Below are 21,807 nucleotides of genomic sequence, written 5' to 3' on the forward strand. Positions count from 1 at the left end.
TTTTAGGGGTCACTTCAAAATCTCCTCAGCTTTTTTTATTACTTCGTTACGATACCGTGTACTAAAGTTGGTGCATCTACGTGTTCTTTAGAGATCTTCATGTTCTCATAAATTTTCGCTTTTACATCTTCAACATTTTCGCGGTTTGCGTAAATTGTAACGAGAGATTCACCTTGCTTCACGCTATCGCCTACTTTTTTGCGCAGCATTAGACCAACTGCTAAATCAATTTCAGACTCTTTCGTTGCACGTCCTGCTCCTAAAAGCATTGCTGCTGTTCCGATTTCGTCTGCAACGATTTCTGATACATATCCGTCTTCTTTCGCTTCCACTTCAATTTTAAATTGTGCTTGTGGCAATTTAGAAGGGTCATCAACAACAGATGCGTCACCGCCTTGCGCTGATAAGAACGTTTTAAATGATTCTAGCGCTTTTCCGTTGTTCATTACTTCAATTAGCTTTTCACGTGCATCTTCTAAAGATGAAGCTTGTCCAGCAAGGTACACCATTTGACTTCCAAGTGTTAAACATAGCTCTTCTAAATCTTTCGGCCCTTTACCTTGTAATGTATCAATTGCTTCTTGAACTTCTAATGCGTTACCGATAGCTTCACCGAGTGGTTGACTCATATCAGAAATAACTGCCATCGTATTACGACCAACGTTATTACCGATACGTACCATTGCTTCTGCTAAACGTTTTGCATCTTCATCCGTTTTCATAAATGCACCTGCTCCAGTTTTTACATCAAGAACAATTGCATCTGCACCAGCAGCAATTTTTTTACTCATAATCGAACTTGCAATAAGCGGAATTGAGTTTACTGTTGCTGTTACATCACGAAGTGCATATAGCTTTTTATCAGCAGGTGTTAAGTTACCACTTTGGCCGATAACAGCGATTTTGTTTTCATTTACAAGACGCATGAATTCATCGTTTTCAATTTCCACATGGAATCCTGGAACTGCTTCTAATTTATCAATTGTACCACCAGTATGTCCTAAACCGCGTCCAGACATTTTCGCTACTGGTACATCTAAAGCAGCTACTAATGGACCTAATACAAGTGTCGTTGTATCACCAACACCACCTGTTGAATGCTTATCTACTTTTACACCTTCAATAGCCGATAAGTCGATTGTATCACCGCTATTTACCATTGCCATCGTTAAATCAGCACGCTCTTGATCGTTCATATCTTGGAAGAAAATTGCCATTGCAAGTGAACTTACTTGATAATCAGGAATATCACCATTCGTATATCCTTCAACAATAAAGTTAATTTCTTCTGTCGTTAATGCATGTCCGTCACGTTTTTTTGCAATTAGGTCCACCATTCTCATTGTGAAGTCACCCCTTCATTTGTTTTACGATTGCTTTTACTAATGCTAAGAAGTTAGCTTTAACACGTTCTGTCGTTTCAATTACTTCATCGTGGTGAAGTGGTTGATCTAAAATACCAGCTGCCATATTGGAAATACAAGAAATACCTAATACTTTCATACCAGCGTGACGCGCTACAATTACTTCAGGTACTGTTGACATACCAACTGCATCTCCGCCAAGTGTACGAAGCATACGAATTTCAGCAGGTGTTTCATATACAGGACCTGTCATTCCTACGTATACACCTTCTTGTACTTTAATATTTAAGTCTGCTGCAACTTGTTTCGCCATTTCGCGAAGTTCTACTGTATATGATGTAGACATATCAGGGAAACGTACGCCCATTTCAGAATCATTCGGTCCGATTAATGGATTCGTACCCATGAAGTTAATGTGGTCTGAAATTAACATAAGATCGCCTGGCTCAAATGATGTATTTACACCACCAGCTGCGTTTGTTACAACTACTGTTTCTACACCTAGTTCTTTCATAACACGAACTGGGAATGTTACTTTTTGCATGTCGTATCCTTCATAGAAGTGGAAACGTCCTTGCATTGCTACTACTGTTACACCTTGAAGTGTACCAAATACTAGTTGACCTGCATGGCCTTCTACAGTTGATACTGGGAATTCAGGGATCTCACTGTAAGGTACTGTTACTGCATTCTCAATTTCGTCTGCTAATACACCTAGTCCTGATCCAAGGATTAGTCCTACTTGTGGTGTCTCTTGAAATTTCTCTTTTAAGTATGAAGCTGATTTTGTAATAAGTTCACGATTCATTTGTTTATCCCCCTATTTCTTTAGCTCGTTTAAGAAGCTTGTTCCGTATTCTGGCATTTTCACACCGAAGTTTTCTGCTACTGTTGCACCAATATCAGCAAATGTTTGACGAAGTGGTAACTCTTGTCCGCCTTCTTTCATGCTTGGGCTATATGCTAATAATGGTACATATTCACGTGTATGGTCAGTACCAGGGTGAATTGGATCATTACCGTGGTCTGCTGTAATTAATAATAGATCATCTTCTTTTAGTTTTGCGAATACTTCTGGAAGACGTGCATCATATTCTTGCAGAGCTTCTCCGTATCCTTGTGGATCACGGCGGTGGCCGAATAATGCATCAAAGTCAACTAAGTTTAAGAAGCTAAGACCTGTAAAGTCCATATTTAATGTATCTACAAGCTTATCCATTCCATCCATGTTAGACTTCGTACGAAGTGATTCAGTTACCCCTTCACCATCATAAATATCAGAGATTTTACCAATAGCAATTACATCGTAGTCACTATCTTTTAATTCGTTCATTACTGTACGGCCGAATGGTTTTAATGCATAGTCATGACGATTTGGTGTACGTGTAAAGTTTCCAGGTTCACCAACGAATGGACGAGCAATAACACGACCTACCATGTATTTCTCATCTAATGTTAATTCACGTGCAATTTTACAGATTTTATATAACTCATCAAGTGGCACTACTTCTTCGTGTGCTGCAATTTGCAATACGCTATCAGCAGAAGTATAAACGATTAAAGAGCCTGTTTCCATTTGCTCTTGACCAAGTTCATCAAGAATCTCAGTTCCAGAAGCTGGCTTATTACCGATAATTTTACGGCCTGTTTTTTCTTCTAATTCATCAAGTAATTCTTTTGGGAATCCTTCTGGGAACACTTGGAATGGTGTATCAATGTAAAGGCCCATGATTTCCCAGTGACCTGTCATTGTATCTTTACCAGTAGATTTCTCTTGCATTTTTGTGTAATATCCAAGTGGTTTCTCTACTTTAGAGATACCTTTCATTTCTCGAATGTTACCAAGACCTAATTTCACCATGTTAGGCATTTGTAACCCATTCATATGTTCAGCAATGTGACCAATTGTGTCAGATCCTAGATCACCAAATTGCTCAGCATCTGGTGCTTCACCGATTCCCACAGAGTCCATTACGACTAGGAATATACGTTTATATTTATTCATAACTGCGACCTCCTATAAGTTCAGTTCTACTTCTTGTAGTATGTTCAAAACGCTATAAAGTGAAACTGTTATCCAAAAGAATTCTCATTGTCAAACAGTACTTCTTTAAATCATTTTCTAACCTATTTCGTTTACTTGAAACGATTCAAAAACATTTCTAGTTTTTTCTAAGTCAGATGTCAGACATCTGATACTGATATCATAACATGTTTACGCTTTCTTTTTAATACATTTTCGTAGAATTTCTCATTTTCTTCACACTTCTATTGTAATCCATTCTGCAACGAAGTGCTAATTTTTTTATGATTTATTTCTTCATATTAAAAATAAAAAGTAGCTCTAAAGAGCTACTTTTTATTTTACTTCTATTGTTTCTTCTTTATGTTCATGCAATTCGCCTTTTCTTACATGTACTTTCACTTTGTAAGCACCGTTCTCTTTGAAAGTATGTTTCGTTTCATACTCTCCTTTATTCCCTTCTTTCGCTGGAATAAATTCGTGTTTTTCAACACCATCTTTCCAAATCTCTAGTTGTACTTCAGCACCAGTTAATGCTTCTTCTTTTTGCTTTAAATGAACTTTCATTGTAGATTCAGCATTTGCCTTTATGTCTCCAGCCATAAGATGGATCATTGTGTCACTTTTATGATCTCCATGTCCTGCACTGTGATCACTATTTTCTTTTTTCGCATCTTCTACTTTCGCATTTCCTACAGCAACTTTCACTTCTGGCATAACGTGCATTTCACGTGCATTTGTGTGAGCAATAATATGGTATACTCCATCCGTTTCGAATGTTTTCTCTACTGCATAAACACCTTTTCCTTTATGCTTACCATCTAACATCTCGTGCTTTTCGTCGCCATCTTTCCAAATTTCAAACTTTACATCATCGGCATCCGTTACTTTTTCTTTCCCTTGTGTAACAAGTGCTTGTACTTCTGTTTTTTCACCTGGTTTAATTTCTTTCGGATTTGTTTGGACTGCTACTTTTACAGCTTCAAGTTTCTGTTCTTTTTTCGGTTCTTCTTTGTTTGTATTACAGCCAGCCAACGCTAGCATCGCGATAAATAAAGTTATAATCAGTTTTTTCATCATCATTTCCTCCTTTATACTTTATTTAGTATAGAGGAAATACATTGTAATATTCTAGTCTTCTGCTGAAAACAATATACGAAATGTTTGTGAAGTTTCTGTGAAACGGTCTTCCCCTCTTAATCTATGAAAAAAAGAGCATAGTAACTATGCTCTCGGATGAAACTGTTTATATACATCTTTTAATCTAGTTTTTGAAACGTGCGTATAGATTTGCGTAGTTGAAATATCTGCATGTCCAAGCATTTCTTGTACAGCACGTAAATCTGCTCCATTTTCTAATAAGTGCGTAGCAAACGAGTGACGCAACGTATGAGGTGTAAGTTCTTTTTCAATATTTGCCTCTTTCGCTAATCGTTTTAATATTTTCCAAAATCCTTGTCTTGATAATCGATTACCATGATGGTTTAAAAAGAGTGCATCTACTACTTTTTTCCCCATTAATTCTCTTCTTCCTTTTTCAATATACTTTTGAATCGCTTCCGTTGCTAAACTTCCTAGTGGAATAATTCTTTCTTTATTCCCTTTCCCTATGCAACGAACAAATCCCATCGTTAAATGTACATCTTCTAAATTGAGTGCAATCAATTCTGAAACACGAAGTCCTGTCGCATACAGTAACTCTAGCATCGCCTTATCACGAATACCAAAAGCACTTGTCATTTTTGGTGTTTGAAGTAACGCCTCTACTTCATCAACTGATAATACCTTTGGTAATTTCCGTTCCCCTTGTGGCGTTTCAATATGTACGGATGGATCGTGTTCTACCGCTCGTTCACGAAGTAAAAATTGGTGGAACGAACGAATTGATGCGATATGACGCGCCAATGTTTTCGAAGATTTTCCGTTCTCTTTTAAATACTGCAAAAAGTTAACAATGTGTAAACGGGTCACTTCATGAAAAGTTTTCGTCTGTTCCACATTTTGCAAATACTTTACGTAGCTTTTTAAATCCCGTTCATAAGATACTACTGTATTCTTTGCTAATCCTTTTTCGACAACCATATAATGAATAAAATCTTTTAATTGATCTTCCACTCTACACTACTCCCCATTTTCATAGAAAAACATCATTCTATTTACGAAAGCATCCTTTGCCGGTTCTTCATTCCCTGATACTTTTTCTACAGTCTCTTCTTTAGGTTTTTCATAACGATGATAGCTTTCATATTCTTCATTTATCCATAGTATAGCGAAATAAAACAAAATCGTACAACTTGTAAATAATAAAAATACTTTTATTCCATCAAAAGTTAATTTTAAAGCTCGGCGCATTGTAAATTCCTCCAAAATATAAGTTATTACAACATATGCCAAGCTTTCACCAATTTATACCTTATTCAAATAAAAAACCTCTTCCTAGATAAATAGGAAAAGGTTATTTTTCATCCGTTTCATTTTCTTGACAATTTTTACAAATCCCATGGAATGTTAAACGATGATCTTTCACCTTAAAGCTCCAGTCTCGTTCTACTTTCCTTTCCACTTCACCAAGTAAATCTTCTTGTATTTCTTGTACAGCACCACATTGTGTACAAATCAAATGATGGTGGAAACGCTGCGCACCTTCTTGGCGTAAGTCATAGCGTGAAACACCGTCTCCGAAGTTAATCTTATCGACAACTTTTAACTCAGATAATAGTTCTAAAGTTCGATAGACGGTTGCTAATCCGATCTCTGGCGACTTTTCTTTTACAAGGAGGTAAACATCTTCTGCGCTTAAATGATCTTCTTCATTTTCTAGCAGCACACGAACTGTTGCTTCACGTTGCGGTGTTAATTTGTAGCTCGCTGCATGTAATTGCTTCTTAATTCGTTCAATTCTTTCTTCCATTCGGTACTACTCCCTCCTCGCCACTCTTACACCATTATATCAGAAGAAGGGCTTCTGTCAAAAGAAAAAACAATAAAAACAAATTGATAATTATTCTCAAAAAGTATTTATTTTTTATTAATAGCCTCAACGACTTCTTTCATTAAAACTGGTGATGCGTAAGCCTCCACACTAGAAGCAAGTGCTAACACCACTCCAATTACGAGAAAGAAGCATGTATAACGGATTAATAATGGTAATAGTGGCTCGGTTATTTTTCTAATAAATTGATGCCTAATCATCCGTAAAGAAAAACTTGCAGCAATGGTTGTCATAACGAGAAAGACTGGAATGATAATTAAATTTTGTGGCAAAACAGATACAAATGCTAATAATAGTCCATTCCATCCATGCTGACTTACTAAAAAACCAACTGTAAATCCAACGACAACTCCTTTTACAAATAATAAAATAAAAATAAGTGGTAATCCAATAATTGAAATTCCTAAAATCCAAATAAATCCGATGTATTTTAATTGCGAAAAGTAACTTTCTCGAAACATTTCGCCCGCAATGGCAAATTCTCCTTTAGAGACTTGTCCAAAAAAACGTTGTAAATAAAATGATAAATCTTGTTTTTGATTGATTTGTAAACTATTCACGAGAATGGCTCCGAATATTACTCCCATCAATAATAAAACAGCGTTAAATATATATAATGAAGAGTTTTCCTGTATGTGAGACATTACACGGTCTTGCCAATTTTTTCGCCACATTTTTCTTCCCTCCGTTCACACTCTTATTAAAAATGTATGAAAGAAAGAAAAAAGTATGACGAATTAACATTGAAATTCCGCTCTACTTTGCTAAACTAAAAAGTAGAGAATAGGAGGGATTTCTCTTGAAACCATTATTATTAGATTTTCCAACATTATTTCAAACTGAACGCTTGCAAGTTCGTAAACCATTTCCAGGTGATGGTGCAGAAGTATATGAAGCAATCCAAGCTTCTCTAGAAGACTTAGTACCGTGGATACCAATTAACGCTGAAACAGAAGAGAGTGCTGAAGAAATTGTTCGCGAAGCTCACGGACAGTTTTTACTTCGTGAAACACTTGATTTTCACTTATACGATAAAGTATCTGGTACATTCATCGGAGCAATTACACTAAAGCCTGAAAACTGGGATATTCCAAAGTTTTCACTTCACTTCTGGCTACATAGTGCCTATACAAAACAAGGCTATATGACCGAAGCTGTTAAAGGTGCAATTCAGTTCGCCTTTGATAAACTAGGCGCTAGAAGAATTGAAATTCGTACTGATGCAACAAATATAAATGCATGTAGCTTAGCAGAACGTCTAGAATTCATTCTAGAAGGGACAATGGAAAATGACTTCCTAGCACCAGATGGTAGCTTACGTGATGCACGTGTATATGCAAAAATCAATTAAAAAACACTCGCCTTTGGCGAGTGTTTATTTTTGTAGTTGTAAATATTGTACTGCAAACATCGTCTTCGCATCATGAATACGAAGATCTTTCATAAGAGTAATCGCTTCTTCTAACGATACTTCCATTAATTCCACAAACTCATCTTCATCTAACTCAGCTTTATTTTCTTTTCTTGTCAAACCTGTCGCTTTATATACATATAAAATTTCATCTGCGAATCCTGGAGATGTATAGAAAGAAGTAATGAGCTCCATATTTTCACATACATATCCTGTTTCCTCTTCTAATTCACGAACTGCTGTTACCTCAGGTTTTTCACCAGGTTCTAACTTGCCAGCCGGAATTTCTATAATCGCCTTTTCAAGTGCTTTACGATACTGCTCAACAAGCACAATTTTCCCCTCATCAGTAATAGCAATAATAGCAACTGCACCAGGGTGATTTACAATTTCACGTTTACTCATTGCTCCATTTGGTAATACTACATCATCAACACGAACTTTTATAACTCTACCATCAAAAATTGGCTCAGTTTTTACTGTTCTCTCTGCAAGATTACTCATACTACTTCATCTCCCTGTTCTATTTCCTATTCTTTCCTCATACATTTTACCACATTGAAAGGAGCGTGATAGAAATGAAAGTTTATATTTTACCAAATCGCGTCACTTTAGTCGGAAAAGCATGGCAAATTCGCCATAAGCTAAAGCAATATAGCAAAGAGTATACAACTGTACAAGAGTGGATTACAGCAAATAAAGTGAAACATTAATCATGCTTTTACGGGCAGTTAATGCGAAGCGAAAAGTAAACGTTTGTCAACCTCTTTTCCCTCTCGTACAATAAAGGTAAGGAGGTTGCCCTATGAAAAAACGTCAATTAGGAAACTCAGATTTGTTTGTTACAGAAATGGGCCTTGGCTGTATGTCTCTCGGTACATCTGAAACAGAAGCTATGCATATTATCGATGAAGCGATCGATTTAGGAATTAATTTTTTTGATACAGCAGATTTATATGATTACGGATTAAATGAAGAATTTGTTGGAAAAGCCTTGAAGGGAAGAAGAGACCAAATTGTACTTACAACGAAGGTTGGAAATCGTTGGACAGAAGAAAAAAATGGCTGGTCTTGGGATCCTTCTAAAGCTTACATAAAGACTGAAGTAAAGGAAAGTTTACGTAGACTTCAAACTGATTATATTGACCTTTACCAACTTCATGGCGGAACAATTGAAGATCCAATAGATGAAACAATTGAAGCTTTTGAAGAATTGAAAAAGGAAGGTATTATTCGCCATTACGGTATTTCTTCTATACGCCCAAATGTCGTTCGTGAATATGCAAAACGCTCAAACATCGTTAGTGTACTAATGGAATATAACCTTTTAAATCGTCGTCCAGAAGAATGGTTCCCCCTTCTAAATGAACACCAAATTAGCGTCATTGCCCGCGGGCCACTTGCAAAAGGAATTTTAACTGACAATAATGCAAGAAAGATAGAAAGAGTAAAGGAAAAGGATTATCTCTCTTATTCTTACGATGAATTACATGCAACTCTAGCAAGTGTAAAAGAAATGATTGGAGAACGCTCTTTAACAGGAACAGCTATTCAATATTGCTTACATAATAAGACTGTTGCAGCTGTTATACCTGGTGCAAGCTCTCTTCAACAATTACAGGAAAATATACGAGCTAGTCAACAGTTACCTTTAACGAAAGAAGAATATATACAACTTCAAAAGATTGTTAAATATGACACATATGCTTTGCATCGTTAAAAATATCGAATTACCGATAAAACAGAAGACTGTCTCCAGTATTAGGAGACAGTCTTTTTTATAACGTATCATATTTATCAGGATTCGTTCCTACATGTAAATCACGATTCAACGTGTTAATTTGACGTATCTCTTCTTCAGTTAGTGCAAAATCAGAAATAGTAAAGTTTTCTTTAATACGAGATGGTGTAACAGATTTAGGAATTGTAACAATCCCGCTTTGAATATCCCACCTTAATATAACTTGTGCAGGTGTTTTTTCATATTTGTTAGCAATAGCCTGAATGATTGGATGCTGGAATACTTCTCCGCCCCTCATTAACGGACTCCATGCTTCCATTTGAATTTGCTCATCTTGACAATAATTTCGCAACTCAAATTGCGTCAACATCGGATGAAGTTCCACTTGGTTTACCATCGGCTTCACTTTGCAATTTGGTAATAATAGTTCTAAATGATGTTTATGAAAATTAGAAACACCAATCGCACGCACTTTACCTTCTTCATACAATTTCTCTAAAGCTCGGTACGTATCAACATACTTCCCTCTTACCGGCCAATGTATTAAATATAAATCTACATAGTCCATTTGTAATTTTTTCAAACTCTTTTCAAACGCCTCGAGTGTCTCCTCATATCCTTGATCGTCGTTCCATACTTTTGTTGTAATAAATATATCTTCTCTTGGAATTCCTGATTCACGTATCGCCTCTCCGACACCGCTTTCATTTTCATATACAGTTGCTGTATCAATCGAACGGTATCCAACTTCTAACGCTGTTTTTACTGCTTGCTTTACTTCGTCTCCTTCTTTCGCTTTATATACGCCTAGACCAATCATCGGCATTTTCACGCCATTATGAAGTGTAGTTGTTGGAATATGCACAGTCGTCTCCCTTTCATTGTTACATTTTTTATAAGCCACAATTTTATTTCAACAAGATTCATCCCAAAAGTCAAAACATACGTACAGTTTACATAACACTTTTATATAGCTAAAAAATAGCGTGAACTCATTCATTCACGTTATTTTTTCTCCATTCTTTCGCTTTTTCATCCACATTGCGCACAAACTCATTTTTTCCTTCCGTATATAACTCGCCATCATATGTATACTTTTCGGCTAATTCTTTCTTTAAGGTTGCATATGCCTCTGCTTCTTCACAATGAGCCATCATATAATCACGAAATGCTAAATGCCTTACTATCTCTGGATTTCCTTTTTCAAACACGTGTAAATGATACGAGCGTTTTTCTTCAGTTCCATGAATAAAATATCGGCGTCTTGAAATACCATTTTCCCCTTTTACGATGTAACCAAGCTCTATAAACCGTTCATTCCACCCATCTACTCTTTCGATATTTTCTACTTCCATGATCATATCAATAATAGGTTTAGCTGCCAGTCCGGGAACTGACGTACTTCCAATATGATAAATTTTTACCGTTTCTGGCATCGCTGATTTTAATCTTTTAGCCTCCATTTGAAATTTTTCACTCCAATGGTTTTCATGTGGAACAACGACAATTTTTCTCATTCTAACTCCCCTTTTCTTACAAGCTCGTCAAAAAATGATCAGTGGTATTTCACTGATCATTTTTTTATTATTTAAAGTCTTTCCAAGTAAGGTTACTTTCACTTAGCAGTTCTTCAAATGATTTATTCTTTTCACGTTCTTTTTGTTCTTGGCGCTTTCTTTCCAGTTCAGCTGCCTCTTTTTCCTCTTCCCTCACTTGCAACTCTTTCTTCTTACTCTTTAATTGTTGCATGAGTGAATCATTTAATTGATCGCCTAATGTAAGTGTTTCTTTCTTTGGTTGATTCACTTGTGATTGTCTTTGCATTTGTCTTTGTTTCTTTTTCTTCATGCTACTCACCTTTTACTTTTTTCTCCATTATAGTAGATACACAATGAAATCGACAATAAAAAAGGGTCTTTACTCTATTATTCACTTTTTGTAAATATGTTAATTTTTCGAAAAGACTAAATTTTTATGTAGCTATAATCCTATGAATCTATTAAAATTATGTCGTATGATGTCAGATTATAAAAAAGGAGAATTATATTATGTGGAAAAAAATTATTCCTGCCGTTGCTGTTTTAAGCACCATTACTTTTTCAAGCGTATTTGCCGCTCCCCCATCTCAGAATCCAGCTGAACAAAACCGCTACATAGACGTACAAATGCTTGGTATTAATGATCTCCATGGACAACTAGATACTGTTAAAAAAATCAATAATAAAGAAGCTGGTGGCGCTGATTACTTAGCTACTTATTTAAAAGAACATAAAAAACAAAACCCTAATACACTTCTCGTACATGCTGGTGATATCGTCGGAGCTAGTCCACCAGTTTCAGCATTATTACAAGATGAACCGACGATTGAATTTTTAAATGACTTAAAATTTGATGTCGGTACAATCGGGAACCATGAATTTGATGAAGGCATTGATGAAATGAAACGCCTCATTTACGGTGGATATCATGAAAAAACAGGAAATTTCAAAGGGGCTAACTTCCCCTATGTAGCTGCTAATTTCTATAACAAATCAACTGGCCGCTTATTTTTACCACCATTTACTGTAAAAATGGTAGATGGTGTTCCTGTAGGATTCATTGGGGTTGTTACAACTGATACACCAAATGTCGTTATGCCTACGATGCTTAACAATGTACAAATTACTGATGAAGTAGAAGCAATTAATAAATCAACACAACAATTAAAACGCCTCGGCGTTAAATCTATCGTCGTTCTTGCTCATGTCGGTGGAACAACCGATGAGTCTGGGGTAACAAATGGCGATCTTACTCGAATTGCAAATGAAACAGACCCAGAAGTTGATGTTATTTTCGGTGGACATAGTCATACGTATGTAAATGGTACAGTAAACAATAAACTAATTGTCCAAGCAAATTCATACGGAATGGCTTTCTCAGACGTCGATGTAACAATTGATCGTAAAACAAAGGATATTGTAAAGAAAAAAGCTGAAGTTGTTACAACGTATCATGAAGGTGTAGAACCTGATAAACAAGTAAAGAAAAAACTAGATCAATATAAAGAAAAAATCGCACCACTTGTAAATGAAGTGGTCGGAAAATCTACAGCACCTATCGACCGTAAACAAAATGATGCTGGTGAGTCCACTCTTGGAAATTTAGTTGCCGATGCTCAGCGTCAAACGATGCAAACTCAAATCTCCCTCATGAATCCTGGTGGCATTCGTAATGACTTAGATGCTGGTGATATTACGTGGGGTGAGTTATACGGCATTCAACCTTTTGGAAATCAATTGATTAAAGTAGATTTAACAGGTCAAGACATTCGCGATATTTTAAATCAGCAATGGCAAAAAGGAACAACAAGAATGCTTCAAATTTCAGGTATTCAATATACGTGGGATGCAAATAAACCAAACGGTGAAAAAGTTACAAATATACGTTTAACAAACGGAGAAGAATTATCTCCATCTACAACGTATAGCGTAGTTGCAAATGCCTTCTTAGCTTCTGGCGGTGATGGATTCGTATCATTTAAAAATGGTAAAAATGCAGAAACTGGGCCAAACGACTTTGAAGCGTTAGTCAATTACGTAAAACAATTAAAAGAACCAATTCAGCCAGTTATTGATGGAAGAATTCAAAAAGTAAATTAAGTGTTTCTCTAATAATAAATTTCATTTTTCACGTATAAAGGATTTGTACTGATTCTCTATTTTATACGTAATATACATCATAAAAAGGATACTCGTTCTTCTAATGAACATAGTATCCTTTTCTTTAGTTATCAAAATGTGATGTTTTGTCAACTTCATATTGCTGTAAAAATTGTTGCAACGCCTCTTCTACAAGTTTAGATTTTTGAATTCCTTTCGATTCTGATATAAGGTCCAATCTTGCTAATATTTCTGTATTAATAGAAAAGGTTCGTCTCTTTTTCTCTGTACTTTTACTCACAATTGGTGCAATTACTTCTTCTCTTTTTCTTAATAACTCATAAATGCTTTGTAATTGCTCATAAATTAATAATTGATAATCTGTTTTCTCATATTGAAGGGCGGTCGCTTCTTGGAGTTGTAAGTGACGTGGTTCTTCTCCATCTCCTACAAAAATACGTTTCTTCTGCTCTCCATCATATTCGTATCCAATCAATCTTAATTTCTTCGATAATGTATACGGGCTTATTTCAAGACGTTTTGCTATAATAGCGATGGATTCACGTCTATTTAAACCATCTATAATTTCTCCAATCGTCACAATTTCCCTCCTCCCGTGTTGAAATGACACTAGTATGGTATGTTACAATGATTTTCTAACAGTATATGCAAAATGAATAGCCTGTGCGATTCATACGATTTCACAAAAGGAGGTTTTCAATATGCTTTTTCGTAGCTACACCCCTCAGTTCTATAACGAAAACAAACAACTCATTCCTAATAGTATCGCTACGATAGAAAGCGTTATGATTAATAATCGAAAACAAACTCTCCTTATGCGTGGACAAAACGTAGAGCAACCTATTTTATTATGCTGTCACGGCGGACCTGGGATGGCACAAATCGGATTTATTCGCCATTTTCAAAAAGAATTAGAGAAGCAATTTATTGTTATTAATTGGGATCAGCGCGGAGCTGGTAAATCCTTTTCAATGAAAGATTTCGGAGCAAATTTCACAATCGAACAATTCGTTTCCGATGCAAAAGAAGTGATTCAATATGTACTTAAAAAGTTCAACAAACAAAAACTATTTCTCGCTGGTCATTCTTGGGGAAGTATTATTGGGCTTAACATAGCACATCAATATCCAAAGTATATCGAGGCTTACATCGGTATTGGGCAAATTGTACATATGAAACAAAATGAAGAATTGCTATATCAACATTTAATTCATTCTGCAAAAAAACATGATCATAAAAAAGCATTAGCTTCCCTTTTAAAATTAGGCAAACCACCATTTTTAGATACGAGACGTCTCATTATTCAAAGAAAGTGGCTTGGCACATTTGGAGGCGCAATCCAAAACGGATCTTCCTTTTCTTTCATACGAAAAGGTTTCTTTTCTCCCGAATATACGCTATTAGATTGGTTCAAGTTTCTCGCAGGAAATTTAAAATCTGGAATTTTATGGGAAGAAATGCTGACAATCGATTTCTTTTCTTCTATCTCAAGTTTATCTATTCCAGTTTATTTTTGTTCTGGTCGCTATGATTATCAAACTCCTTATGCACTCGTTCAGGAATATTGCGATATTATTGAAGCGCCTATAAAAAAGATGATTTGGTTCCCAAATTCAGCACATTCTCCTGATTTAGAAGAACCAGAATTATTCGCTAATTCTTTACAATCAATTAAACAAGAGCTAGCTTTTCAGCATTAGTAACAAAAGGCTCTTTTACATTTCATAGAAAACATTTTATAATAATATGTCGCAAGTATGTATAAACATAGCAAAATGTTTCATATTTACTTGTCTTAACAGAATAAAAATTTAGGGAGATTACATTTATTATGAACGCTGTACTCGTCGCAGTAGCAATTATGCTATTGCTTAGTTTGTTACGTGTCCAGGTCATTGTCGCCATCATTGTTGGAGCTTTAACAGGCGGACTTATCGGCGGACTCGGTATTTCAGAAACGATTAACACTTTTACAACTGGTCTTGGAAACAGTGCTCCAATCGCTTTAAGTTATGCAATGCTTGGTGGTTTCGCTATTTCCCTTTCCAAAACAGGACTTCCAGATGCTATGATTCAAACTGCATTAAAATGGATTGGCAATCAACAAGACACGAAAAAACAAGTTTATTCTAAAATACTTATTTTATTCATTATTTTAACGATGGCTTGTTTCTCACAAAATGTGATTCCTGTTCACATTGCTTTCATCCCCATCTTAATTCCAGCACTTTTAAAAGTATTAAATGAGCTGAGAGTGGATCGCAGACTTGTCACATGTATTATTACATTTGGATTGATTACTCCTTATATGTGGATCCCTGCAGGGTTCGGAAAAATTTATCATGACGTATTGCAAACCAACGCTGCGCAAAGCGGCCTTACATTTGATGTCACACTTATTCCAAAAGCAATGACTATTCCAGCAATCGGTATGATTATTGGATTATGTGTAGCGGTATTCATTACGTACCGAAAACCTCGTACGTATGAAACAGAACAAATTCATACTACCGAAAATGAAATCGTTCCCTATACAAAACGTAGCATTACTTTCGGGTTATTATCTATCATTGCTACATTAACTGTTCAATTAACAACAGAATCAATGATTTTCGGTGCTTTAGCAGGTATTATCGTCTTATCAGTTAGTGGCAGTCTACCACTTAAAGAAGCAGATGCGATATTAACAAGCGGAATGCGTATGATGTCCTTTATTGGCTTTGTTATGATTGCTGCCGCTGGATTCGGCGCTGTTCTTCGAAAAACAGGACATGTTGAATCTCTAGTGCAAACGAGTGCACATATAATCGGAAATAACAAACCACTCGCTGCATTTCTTATGCTCGTTATTGGACTTCTCGTTACGATGGGAATTGGTTCATCCTTTTCAACCATCCCTATCTTAACAACCATTTTTGTACCTCTTTGCATTCAGCTTGGATTTAGTCCAATGGCCACAATTGCAATTATCGGTACAGCCGGAGCACTAGGTGACGCAGGATCTCCAGCATCGGATAGTACCCTTGGACCAACATCCGGTTTAAATGCTGATGGTCAGCACCATCATATATGGGATACATGTGTACCCACTTTTCTACATTACAATATACCGTTACTTATATTTGGCTTTATTGCCGCAATTACATTATAAAAAGGTGCGTATAAAACGCACCTTTTACTTTTTTATTTTTCCTTTTAATTGTTGAAAAGCTACTTTTCCGTTATCTTTGACATAGCTTTCAATTGTCGGTAGTGATGAACCTATCCATTCACACTCTATACTCCCATTCGGTCCAACAATTTTTAATTTATCTGGTATATGTATATTTAGAAATCTCGCTGACCGAATTAACTCAATAGCAATCTGATCACTTGAGGCTACAATTCCATCTATATACGGATTGTTTTGCAATAATGTAATAAATTGTTTATTTGTATACCCTTGTACACATTCTTCTCGATAAGAGATTCCTTCATCCCAAACAGCGTCTAAAAACCCTGCTATATGATCTTCCATTTCTTCACTTTCTTCTCCCTCACCGAAATATGCAAGAAAGTGACACCCTTTCTCTTTTAATAAAGAAACAGCTCTCTGTCCACTTTCATAATAATTTCCATGTGATTGTTGCTCATCGATCACAACAAATGGAAATGGAATTTCTCCTACACTTTTAAAAACTGCTCTCGTCAAAATAACACCTGCAATGTTATTTTGCTTCAGCATATGTATGTATCTATCTTTATTCTCTATATTACAAATAATGATTTGATAGCCTTCTTTATATGCTATTTCCTCAATACAATGTAGCAAAGTGATGTTTGATTGGTTACATAAATTATCTACAAGTAATGCAATTATCGTTGAACTCTCTTTAAATAGTGGCTTCGCTGCACTGTTTGGCCTATAACGTAATTCTTCAATTGCTTCCTTTACTTGTTTTACTGTGTCCTCATGAACGTATCCTTTTTCATTAATAACTCGTGAAACGGTTGCGACTGAAACACCTGCCAATTTTGCAACATCACGTATAGTTGCCACATCGTCACCCCTTAATATGGTAATAGATTACAATTTTACGGTAACCTAAATTACACTATCCGTCAAGATTAATAACTCACATTTCTGAAAATTGTTACATCATTTCACTAAACGATACTCCAACTGAATTTCATGTAAAATTGGGATATTATCATATCCCATACGTGGAATTTCTTTCTTTATTTTTCGTGCCTCCTCTACCGCATTCACATATAAATTAGTCATTACAAAATTACGTTTTTGGTAAAATCGTAACGCATTCATATTATCATTTGTTGTAATAAGCCAAACCTGTCTGCACCGTTCTTCTTCTGCAACTTGTAATACACAATCCACAAGTTTCGTCCCTATTCCTTTTCTTTCTTCAAAGCTATCTAGCGATACAATTTCGCATATATTTCCGGTCACTTCATACGTTATAATTCCGATTATTCTGTCATCTGAGAGCGCAACAAATCCTGGCAACTCTTCTAACTGATGTCCCTTACCACGTGAAACCATCAATGAACTTCCCCAGTTCTCACACATGAACATTCGGATTGTTTCTTTCATCGCTGGCGTAATTTTTTGTATATGCAGCATTTCCTATTTCTCCCCTTTTATATCATTGTGATACAATATAAGTGTATCACATGTAACGGTATTTGGAGGATGAGGTAAAGTATGAAACGTTTTTTTGCAGCATTGTTTACTATACTAGGTGCAATAACTGCCCTTGGGATTTTCTTTACAAATAAAGTGATGTACTTAAAGAAAAAAACAGAGGAAGAAGTACTCGAAAGAGAAACGAAAAAACATTTTCGTATAGAGGATTTTGATGCTCTTCATAAAGAAGAAATTCATATCCCTTCACAATTCGGATACGACCTTCACGGATATTACATTCCTGCTGGTCATTCCACCAATAAGTTTATGGTTTTTTGCCACGGTGTAACTGTAAATAAAATAAACTCTGTAAAATATGCAAACTTATTCTTAAAAAGGGGATATAACGTCCTCATTTACGATCATCGTCGTCATGGTAAAACTGGCGGAAAAACAACAAGCTATGGATACTATGAAAAACATGATTTAAAATCCGTAGTTGACTGGCTAAAAAACCGTTTTGGCACCAATATTACACTTGGTATTCATGGTGAATCTATGGGAGCTGCAACACTTCTTCAATACGCAGGACTTGTAGAAGATGGTGCTGATTTCTATATTGCAGATTGTCCTTTCTCTGATTTTCACGGACAATTACAGCACCGTTTAAAGGTTGAATTCCATTTACCAAAATGGCCTTTATTACCTTTAGCAAACGCATTTTTGAAAGTTCGTGACGGTTATACAATTCGTGAAGTTTCACCAATCGACTGTATAAAAAACATTAACAATCCCGTTCTCTTTATTCATAGTAAAGATGACGACTATATTTTAGCTGATATGACAAAAGCGTTATATGAAGCGAAAGAAAATAATAAGCAGCTTTATATTGCAGAACACGGTGCACACGCTTGCTCTTATAACGAAAATAAAGAAGAGTACGAAGCAGCCGTCGATCAATTTTTAAACACATATGTGAAAGAAACAAAAAACAGGCTTGCATAAGCCTGTTTTTTATTGCGCTAAAACGTCTGTAACTTGTTCCATATTTTCAGAAATCCATTGCATTGCATCATCTAACGTTGGGAATTCTGTCGTTTGAAATGTTACTTCATCTTGAAGTAACCAAACATCCTTTGCCTCTTGCCCTACACCTGCAATGGACCAATGTAACAAACTATATGGATGATTATCATTCAAAAATGATGCCCACGTGCGCTCATTTGCAATGTTTCGTAATGTATGTAATTGTTTATCCATCTCTCGTCACCTTACTCTAGTCAGTTATGAAAACTATTATAACACTCTCTTCTTTCTCAAACAAAGTGCTCTTTTTATATTGTCAAGCACTTCCCTTGATTATATGATGAAATTAAGCGTTTGGGAAGGAGGGATAACGTTGGCAAAAGTACAAATTAAAGTAAATGATAATGGCTCTTTTCGCGTTACAGGGGACGTGGAATTAGTCGACTCACAAGGGAATGTATTCCCAGCAAAACCGGCATTTTCTTTATGCCGTTGTGGTTTATCAAAAAATATGCCTTATTGCGACGCTTCGCATAAAGGTAAATTCGAATCTGTTGTTAGAGCACCAGAGGCAGAATAATTTTACATGTGACATGCACATTTTTTTGTGCATGTTTTTTCTTTTTAGCAACTCCGTTATATCCCTTCTCCTTACAACATTTCTAATACTTTTATTTCCATTCCAGCCTGCATATATTTTCACACAATTCTTCACATTCGAATATTTTTTACTAGCCTTTTATTTTTTTTGTGCTATAATTTGAGCAAACAGCATCCTTCGGGGTCGGGTGAAATTCCCAACCGGCGGTGATGAAGTGAAAACTTCTAAGTCCGTGACCCGTTTTCAACTCGAAAACGGTGGATCTAGTGAAACTCTAGGGCCGACAGTATAGTCTGGATGGGAGAAGGATATGTTTCTAGTTTTTTATATAGTGAATACACTTTTATTTCAGTATGCATATTTTTAAAGATTCATTTTGATTCTTTATATATGTTTAATTTTCTATACTTATTTTTTATGCTGAAATAAAAAGAGACAACTAGCGTTTAAAAATTTGATATTTTGCTAGGTTTTTTCCTTATGCAGAAATATCAATTATCGTTAGGTTTCTTTCCTATGCTTTCGTATTCAAACTATATTTCTAGAAATCACGTCTCCCAAACCCCAAGGATATTAAATCCTTGGGGTTTTTTGATTTTTTTAGGAGAGGTGAAGAAAATGACAGATCAAGAATATATGAGGATTGCCCTGCAGTTAGCAGAAGGGACATCAGGACAAACAAGTCCAAATCCTATGGTTGGTGCTGTTGTTGTAAAAGATGGAAACATCGTTGGTATGGGGGCTCATTTACGAGCTGGTGAAGAACACGCAGAAGTTCATGCCCTTCAAATGGCTGGTCAGAACGCCAAAGACGCTACCGTTTATGTAACACTGGAACCGTGTAGCCACTTTGGAAAAACACCACCTTGTTGTGAATTGCTCATCGAAAAAGGAGTTAAGCGTGTTGTAATTGCTACTCTCGATTGTAATCCGCTCGTTTCTGGTAACGGAAAAAGAAGATTAGAGGAAGCTAGAATTGAAGTAACGACCGGTGTTCTTGAAGCAGAAGCAGTTTTATTAAATCGCTACTTTTTTCACTACATGAAAACGAAGCGCCCTTTTGTAACAATCAAAACAGCGATGAGCTTAGATGGAAAAACAGCAACTGTAACTGGTGAAAGTAAGTGGATTACAGGTGAAGAAGCACGTGCTGATGTTCACCAATATCGCCATACACATGATGCAATTCTTGTTGGAGTGAATACAGTTATAGCTGATAATCCTCATTTAACAACAAGAATTCCAAATGGTGGGAAACATCCTATTCGCGTTGTTTTAGATACCCATTTACGAACGCCACCATCTTCTCATGTTATAACAGATGGTTTAGCACCGACATGGATTATTGTCGGTAAGGATGTAAAGGAAGAGAAGATATCTTCTTATGAATCTAAAAATATAGCTATATTCCAAATGGAAACGAAACATATAGAAATCGAGGACCTTCTTTCCTTTCTTGGAGAGAAACAAATTCTTTCTCTATTCGTTGAAGGTGGCCAATCGATTCATGCAAGTTTCTTAAAAACAAACAATTTTAATGAAATTGTAACCTATATAAGTCCGAAATTAATTGGTGGGAAAGATGCTCCTACTTTATTTGGAGGAAATGGTTTTTCAAAATTACAAAATGCGCTTTCCTTGAAAATTCAAGAGATGAAACAAATTGGTGATGATATAAAAATCGTTGCGAATGCCCGAAACGAGGTGACGAAATGTTTACAGGAATTGTAGAAGAATTAGGAACGATAGCAAACATGCAACAAAGCGGAGAAGCGATGAAATTAACGATTCATGCAAAAAAAATTTTATCAGATGTTCACTTAGGTGATAGTATCGCGGTTAACGGTATTTGCTTAACTGTAACAAGCTTTACAACTACTTCATTTACAGTTGATGCAATGCCTGAAACGATGCAGTCGACATCACTTCGCATGCTTAAACCGCACTCTAAAGTAAATTTAGAGCGCGCAATGGCTGCAAACGGACGATTCGGTGGACATTTCGTTTCAGGACATATTGATGGAATCGGAACGATTTTAAATAAAAAACAACATTACAATGCCGTCTATTACAAAATAGCAATTTCTGATGAACTACTGCGCTATTGTTTGCAGAAAGGGTCCATTGCTGTTGATGGAACGAGTTTAACGATATTTGATATAGACGAATCTTCCATAACGATTTCACTCATCCCGCACACAGTAAGCGAATCTGTCATTGGAGCAAAAAATGCCGGAGATATCGTAAACATTGAGTGTGACATGATTGGTAAATATATTGAACGCTTTATTACTAAACCTACAAAACGAGTAGGTTCAATGACCGAAAGCTTTTTACAAGAAAACGGATTTCTATAAGGGGGAAGC

Annotated in this window: 26 protein-coding genes and 1 riboswitch; of the genes, 10 read left to right on the forward strand and 16 right to left on the reverse strand. The window is 36.0% G+C overall.

Annotated elements, in window-relative coordinates; genetic code table 11:
* Positions 1-38: 38 nt before the first annotated feature.
* From DN401_RS08985 to spoIIM, 8 genes are all read right to left on the reverse strand, one after another.
* On the reverse strand, positions 39-1,343 hold the full coding sequence (locus DN401_RS08985) for a pyrimidine-nucleoside phosphorylase (RefSeq protein ID WP_001243069.1): 1,305 nt from the start codon (positions 1,341-1,343) through the stop codon (positions 39-41).
* Positions 1,344-1,350: 7 nt separating this feature from the next.
* Entirely contained in the window at positions 1,351-2,172 is an 822-nt protein-coding gene (locus DN401_RS08990; RefSeq protein WP_001078446.1) for a purine-nucleoside phosphorylase, read from the reverse strand.
* A 12-nt stretch (positions 2,173-2,184) separates the two neighbouring features.
* Entirely contained in the window at positions 2,185-3,369 is a 1,185-nt protein-coding gene (gene deoB, locus DN401_RS08995; protein WP_001046079.1) for a phosphopentomutase, read from the reverse strand.
* 354 nt (positions 3,370-3,723) lie between these two features.
* Positions 3,724-4,464 (reverse strand): FixH family protein, encoded by a 741-nt coding sequence (locus DN401_RS09000; protein ID WP_000733456.1) that lies wholly within the window; start codon positions 4,462-4,464, stop codon positions 3,724-3,726.
* Between the two features lie 147 nt (positions 4,465-4,611).
* Positions 4,612-5,502, reverse strand: coding sequence for a site-specific tyrosine recombinase XerD (gene xerD, locus DN401_RS09005; RefSeq protein WP_000390088.1), 891 nt, complete (start codon positions 5,500-5,502; stop codon positions 4,612-4,614).
* A gap of 6 nt (positions 5,503-5,508) precedes the next feature.
* Positions 5,509-5,739: a YqzK family protein gene (locus DN401_RS09010; protein ID WP_001250432.1), complete on the reverse strand. Its 231-nt coding sequence runs from the start codon at positions 5,737-5,739 to the stop codon at positions 5,509-5,511.
* Positions 5,740-5,842: 103 nt separating this feature from the next.
* The gene (gene fur / locus DN401_RS09015; protein ID WP_000392657.1) at positions 5,843-6,298 is read right to left on the reverse strand and encodes a ferric iron uptake transcriptional regulator; all 456 of its coding nucleotides are present in this window, start codon (positions 6,296-6,298) and stop codon (positions 5,843-5,845) included.
* Positions 6,299-6,405: 107 nt separating this feature from the next.
* Positions 6,406-7,023 carry a stage II sporulation protein M gene (gene spoIIM / locus DN401_RS09020; RefSeq protein WP_013142149.1) on the reverse strand — a complete coding sequence of 206 codons (618 nt, stop codon included), beginning with the start codon at positions 7,021-7,023 and terminating at the stop codon, positions 6,406-6,408.
* Positions 7,024-7,178: 155 nt separating this feature from the next.
* Between spoIIM and DN401_RS09025 the strand changes: the two genes are divergently transcribed.
* Entirely contained in the window at positions 7,179-7,730 is a 552-nt protein-coding gene (locus tag DN401_RS09025; protein ID WP_000803479.1) for a GNAT family N-acetyltransferase, read from the forward strand.
* 24 nt (positions 7,731-7,754) lie between these two features.
* Here the strand turns inward: DN401_RS09025 and DN401_RS09030 are convergent, their stop codons facing one another.
* Positions 7,755-8,294, reverse strand: coding sequence for an NUDIX hydrolase (locus DN401_RS09030; RefSeq protein ID WP_000067042.1), 540 nt, complete (start codon positions 8,292-8,294; stop codon positions 7,755-7,757).
* 74 nt (positions 8,295-8,368) lie between these two features.
* On the opposite strand from DN401_RS09030, the gene mciZ reads away from it, so the two are divergent.
* Positions 8,369-8,503, forward strand: a complete 135-nt coding sequence (mciZ, locus tag DN401_RS09035) for a Z-ring formation inhibitor MciZ (RefSeq protein ID WP_000870302.1) — start codon at positions 8,369-8,371, stop codon at positions 8,501-8,503.
* A 92-nt stretch (positions 8,504-8,595) separates the two neighbouring features.
* Complete coding sequence (locus tag DN401_RS09040; RefSeq protein ID WP_000747210.1) at positions 8,596-9,510, forward strand: aldo/keto reductase; 915 nt, start codon at positions 8,596-8,598, stop codon at positions 9,508-9,510.
* 58 nt (positions 9,511-9,568) lie between these two features.
* On the opposite strand, the gene DN401_RS09045 is transcribed toward DN401_RS09040, so the two are convergent.
* The 3 genes from DN401_RS09045 to DN401_RS09055 all read right to left on the reverse strand — a co-directional run bounded on the left by DN401_RS09045 (position 9,569) and on the right by DN401_RS09055 (position 11,379).
* Positions 9,569-10,396 carry an aldo/keto reductase gene (locus DN401_RS09045; RefSeq protein WP_000547993.1) on the reverse strand — a complete coding sequence of 276 codons (828 nt, stop codon included), beginning with the start codon at positions 10,394-10,396 and terminating at the stop codon, positions 9,569-9,571.
* 127 nt (positions 10,397-10,523) lie between these two features.
* Positions 10,524-11,048, reverse strand: a complete 525-nt coding sequence (locus DN401_RS09050; RefSeq protein WP_001227191.1) for a GrpB family protein — start codon at positions 11,046-11,048, stop codon at positions 10,524-10,526.
* Positions 11,049-11,115: 67 nt separating this feature from the next.
* Complete coding sequence (locus DN401_RS09055) at positions 11,116-11,379, reverse strand: YqkE family protein (protein ID WP_000727561.1); 264 nt, start codon at positions 11,377-11,379, stop codon at positions 11,116-11,118.
* Positions 11,380-11,579: 200 nt separating this feature from the next.
* Here DN401_RS09055 and DN401_RS09060 point away from each other — a divergent pair, with 200 nt between their 5' ends.
* A complete protein-coding gene (locus DN401_RS09060; protein ID WP_000265551.1) occupies positions 11,580-13,169 on the forward strand; it encodes a bifunctional metallophosphatase/5'-nucleotidase in 1,590 nt (529 codons plus the stop codon).
* Between the two features lie 124 nt (positions 13,170-13,293).
* Here the strand turns inward: DN401_RS09060 and DN401_RS09065 are convergent, their stop codons facing one another.
* Positions 13,294-13,770, reverse strand: a complete 477-nt coding sequence (locus DN401_RS09065) for a ribbon-helix-helix domain-containing protein (RefSeq protein WP_000151931.1) — start codon at positions 13,768-13,770, stop codon at positions 13,294-13,296.
* A gap of 121 nt (positions 13,771-13,891) precedes the next feature.
* Here DN401_RS09065 and DN401_RS09070 point away from each other — a divergent pair, with 121 nt between their 5' ends.
* Both DN401_RS09070 and DN401_RS09075 read left to right on the forward strand, forming a co-directional pair.
* Entirely contained in the window at positions 13,892-14,890 is a 999-nt protein-coding gene (locus DN401_RS09070) for an alpha/beta fold hydrolase (RefSeq protein WP_000898969.1), read from the forward strand.
* A gap of 131 nt (positions 14,891-15,021) precedes the next feature.
* Positions 15,022-16,341: a Na+/H+ antiporter family protein gene (locus DN401_RS09075; protein ID WP_149287663.1), complete on the forward strand. Its 1,320-nt coding sequence runs from the start codon at positions 15,022-15,024 to the stop codon at positions 16,339-16,341.
* 24 nt (positions 16,342-16,365) lie between these two features.
* Here the strand turns inward: DN401_RS09075 and DN401_RS09080 are convergent, their stop codons facing one another.
* Together DN401_RS09080 and DN401_RS09085 are read right to left on the reverse strand one after the other, a co-directional pair.
* A complete protein-coding gene (locus DN401_RS09080; protein WP_000201363.1) occupies positions 16,366-17,229 on the reverse strand; it encodes a LacI family DNA-binding transcriptional regulator in 864 nt (287 codons plus the stop codon).
* A 99-nt stretch (positions 17,230-17,328) separates the two neighbouring features.
* The gene (locus DN401_RS09085; RefSeq protein WP_000902435.1) at positions 17,329-17,811 is read right to left on the reverse strand and encodes a GNAT family N-acetyltransferase; all 483 of its coding nucleotides are present in this window, start codon (positions 17,809-17,811) and stop codon (positions 17,329-17,331) included.
* An 81-nt stretch (positions 17,812-17,892) separates the two neighbouring features.
* On the opposite strand from DN401_RS09085, the gene DN401_RS09090 reads away from it, so the two are divergent.
* Positions 17,893-18,819, forward strand: coding sequence for an alpha/beta hydrolase (locus tag DN401_RS09090; RefSeq protein WP_000819234.1), 927 nt, complete (start codon positions 17,893-17,895; stop codon positions 18,817-18,819).
* Between the two features lie 9 nt (positions 18,820-18,828).
* Here the strand turns inward: DN401_RS09090 and DN401_RS09095 are convergent, their stop codons facing one another.
* Positions 18,829-19,074, reverse strand: coding sequence for a DUF2552 family protein (locus DN401_RS09095; RefSeq protein WP_000360793.1), 246 nt, complete (start codon positions 19,072-19,074; stop codon positions 18,829-18,831).
* Positions 19,075-19,213: 139 nt separating this feature from the next.
* On the opposite strand from DN401_RS09095, the gene DN401_RS09100 reads away from it, so the two are divergent.
* The 3 genes from DN401_RS09100 to ribE all read left to right on the forward strand — a co-directional run bounded on the left by DN401_RS09100 (position 19,214) and on the right by ribE (position 21,798).
* Positions 19,214-19,420, forward strand: a complete 207-nt coding sequence (locus tag DN401_RS09100) for a CDGSH iron-sulfur domain-containing protein (RefSeq protein ID WP_001151582.1) — start codon at positions 19,214-19,216, stop codon at positions 19,418-19,420.
* 190 nt (positions 19,421-19,610) lie between these two features.
* Positions 19,611-19,754, forward strand: a riboswitch (FMN riboswitch).
* Between the two features lie 305 nt (positions 19,755-20,059).
* On the forward strand, positions 20,060-21,172 hold the full coding sequence (gene ribD / locus DN401_RS09105) for a bifunctional diaminohydroxyphosphoribosylaminopyrimidine deaminase/5-amino-6-(5-phosphoribosylamino)uracil reductase RibD (RefSeq protein ID WP_000131986.1): 1,113 nt from the start codon (positions 20,060-20,062) through the stop codon (positions 21,170-21,172).
* Entirely contained in the window at positions 21,154-21,798 is a 645-nt protein-coding gene (ribE, locus tag DN401_RS09110; protein WP_000493908.1) for a riboflavin synthase subunit alpha, read from the forward strand. Before ribD ends, ribE begins: the two co-directional genes overlap by 19 nt.
* Positions 21,799-21,807 lie beyond the last annotated feature (9 nt).

The sequence above is a fragment of the Bacillus sp. BF2-3 genome (genome assembly GCF_008368795.1).
Taxonomy (GTDB): Bacteria; Bacillota; Bacilli; order Bacillales; family Bacillaceae_G; genus Bacillus_A; species Bacillus_A cereus.

Excerpts from the sequence above, each read along its gene's own strand:
- DN401_RS08985 (WP_001243069.1), bottom strand. The coding sequence starts at position 1,343 with ATGAGAATGGTGGACCTAATTGCAAAAAAACGTGACGGACATGCATTA.
- DN401_RS08990 (WP_001078446.1), bottom strand. The coding sequence starts at position 2,172 with ATGAATCGTGAACTTATTACAAAATCAGCTTCATACTTAAAAGAGAAA.
- deoB (WP_001046079.1), bottom strand. The coding sequence starts at position 3,369 with ATGAATAAATATAAACGTATATTCCTAGTCGTAATGGACTCTGTGGGA.
- DN401_RS09000 (WP_000733456.1), bottom strand. The coding sequence starts at position 4,464 with ATGAAAAAACTGATTATAACTTTATTTATCGCGATGCTAGCGTTGGCT.
- DN401_RS09010 (WP_001250432.1), bottom strand. The coding sequence starts at position 5,739 with ATGCGCCGAGCTTTAAAATTAACTTTTGATGGAATAAAAGTATTTTTA.
- fur (WP_000392657.1), bottom strand. The coding sequence starts at position 6,298 with ATGGAAGAAAGAATTGAACGAATTAAGAAGCAATTACATGCAGCGAGC.
- spoIIM (WP_013142149.1), bottom strand. The coding sequence starts at position 7,023 with ATGTCTCACATACAGGAAAACTCTTCATTATATATATTTAACGCTGTT.
- DN401_RS09030 (WP_000067042.1), bottom strand. The coding sequence starts at position 8,294 with ATGAGTAATCTTGCAGAGAGAACAGTAAAAACTGAGCCAATTTTTGAT.
- mciZ (WP_000870302.1), top strand. The coding sequence starts at position 8,369 with ATGAAAGTTTATATTTTACCAAATCGCGTCACTTTAGTCGGAAAAGCA.
- DN401_RS09040 (WP_000747210.1), top strand. The coding sequence starts at position 8,596 with ATGAAAAAACGTCAATTAGGAAACTCAGATTTGTTTGTTACAGAAATG.
- DN401_RS09050 (WP_001227191.1), bottom strand. The coding sequence starts at position 11,048 with ATGAGAAAAATTGTCGTTGTTCCACATGAAAACCATTGGAGTGAAAAA.
- DN401_RS09055 (WP_000727561.1), bottom strand. The coding sequence starts at position 11,379 with ATGAAGAAAAAGAAACAAAGACAAATGCAAAGACAATCACAAGTGAAT.
- DN401_RS09060 (WP_000265551.1), top strand. The coding sequence starts at position 11,580 with ATGTGGAAAAAAATTATTCCTGCCGTTGCTGTTTTAAGCACCATTACT.
- DN401_RS09070 (WP_000898969.1), top strand. The coding sequence starts at position 13,892 with ATGCTTTTTCGTAGCTACACCCCTCAGTTCTATAACGAAAACAAACAA.
- DN401_RS09075 (WP_149287663.1), top strand. The coding sequence starts at position 15,022 with ATGAACGCTGTACTCGTCGCAGTAGCAATTATGCTATTGCTTAGTTTG.
- DN401_RS09085 (WP_000902435.1), bottom strand. The coding sequence starts at position 17,811 with ATGCTGCATATACAAAAAATTACGCCAGCGATGAAAGAAACAATCCGA.
- DN401_RS09090 (WP_000819234.1), top strand. The coding sequence starts at position 17,893 with ATGAAACGTTTTTTTGCAGCATTGTTTACTATACTAGGTGCAATAACT.
- DN401_RS09095 (WP_000360793.1), bottom strand. The coding sequence starts at position 19,074 with ATGGATAAACAATTACATACATTACGAAACATTGCAAATGAGCGCACG.
- ribD (WP_000131986.1), top strand. The coding sequence starts at position 20,060 with ATGACAGATCAAGAATATATGAGGATTGCCCTGCAGTTAGCAGAAGGG.
- ribE (WP_000493908.1), top strand. The coding sequence starts at position 21,154 with ATGTTTACAGGAATTGTAGAAGAATTAGGAACGATAGCAAACATGCAA.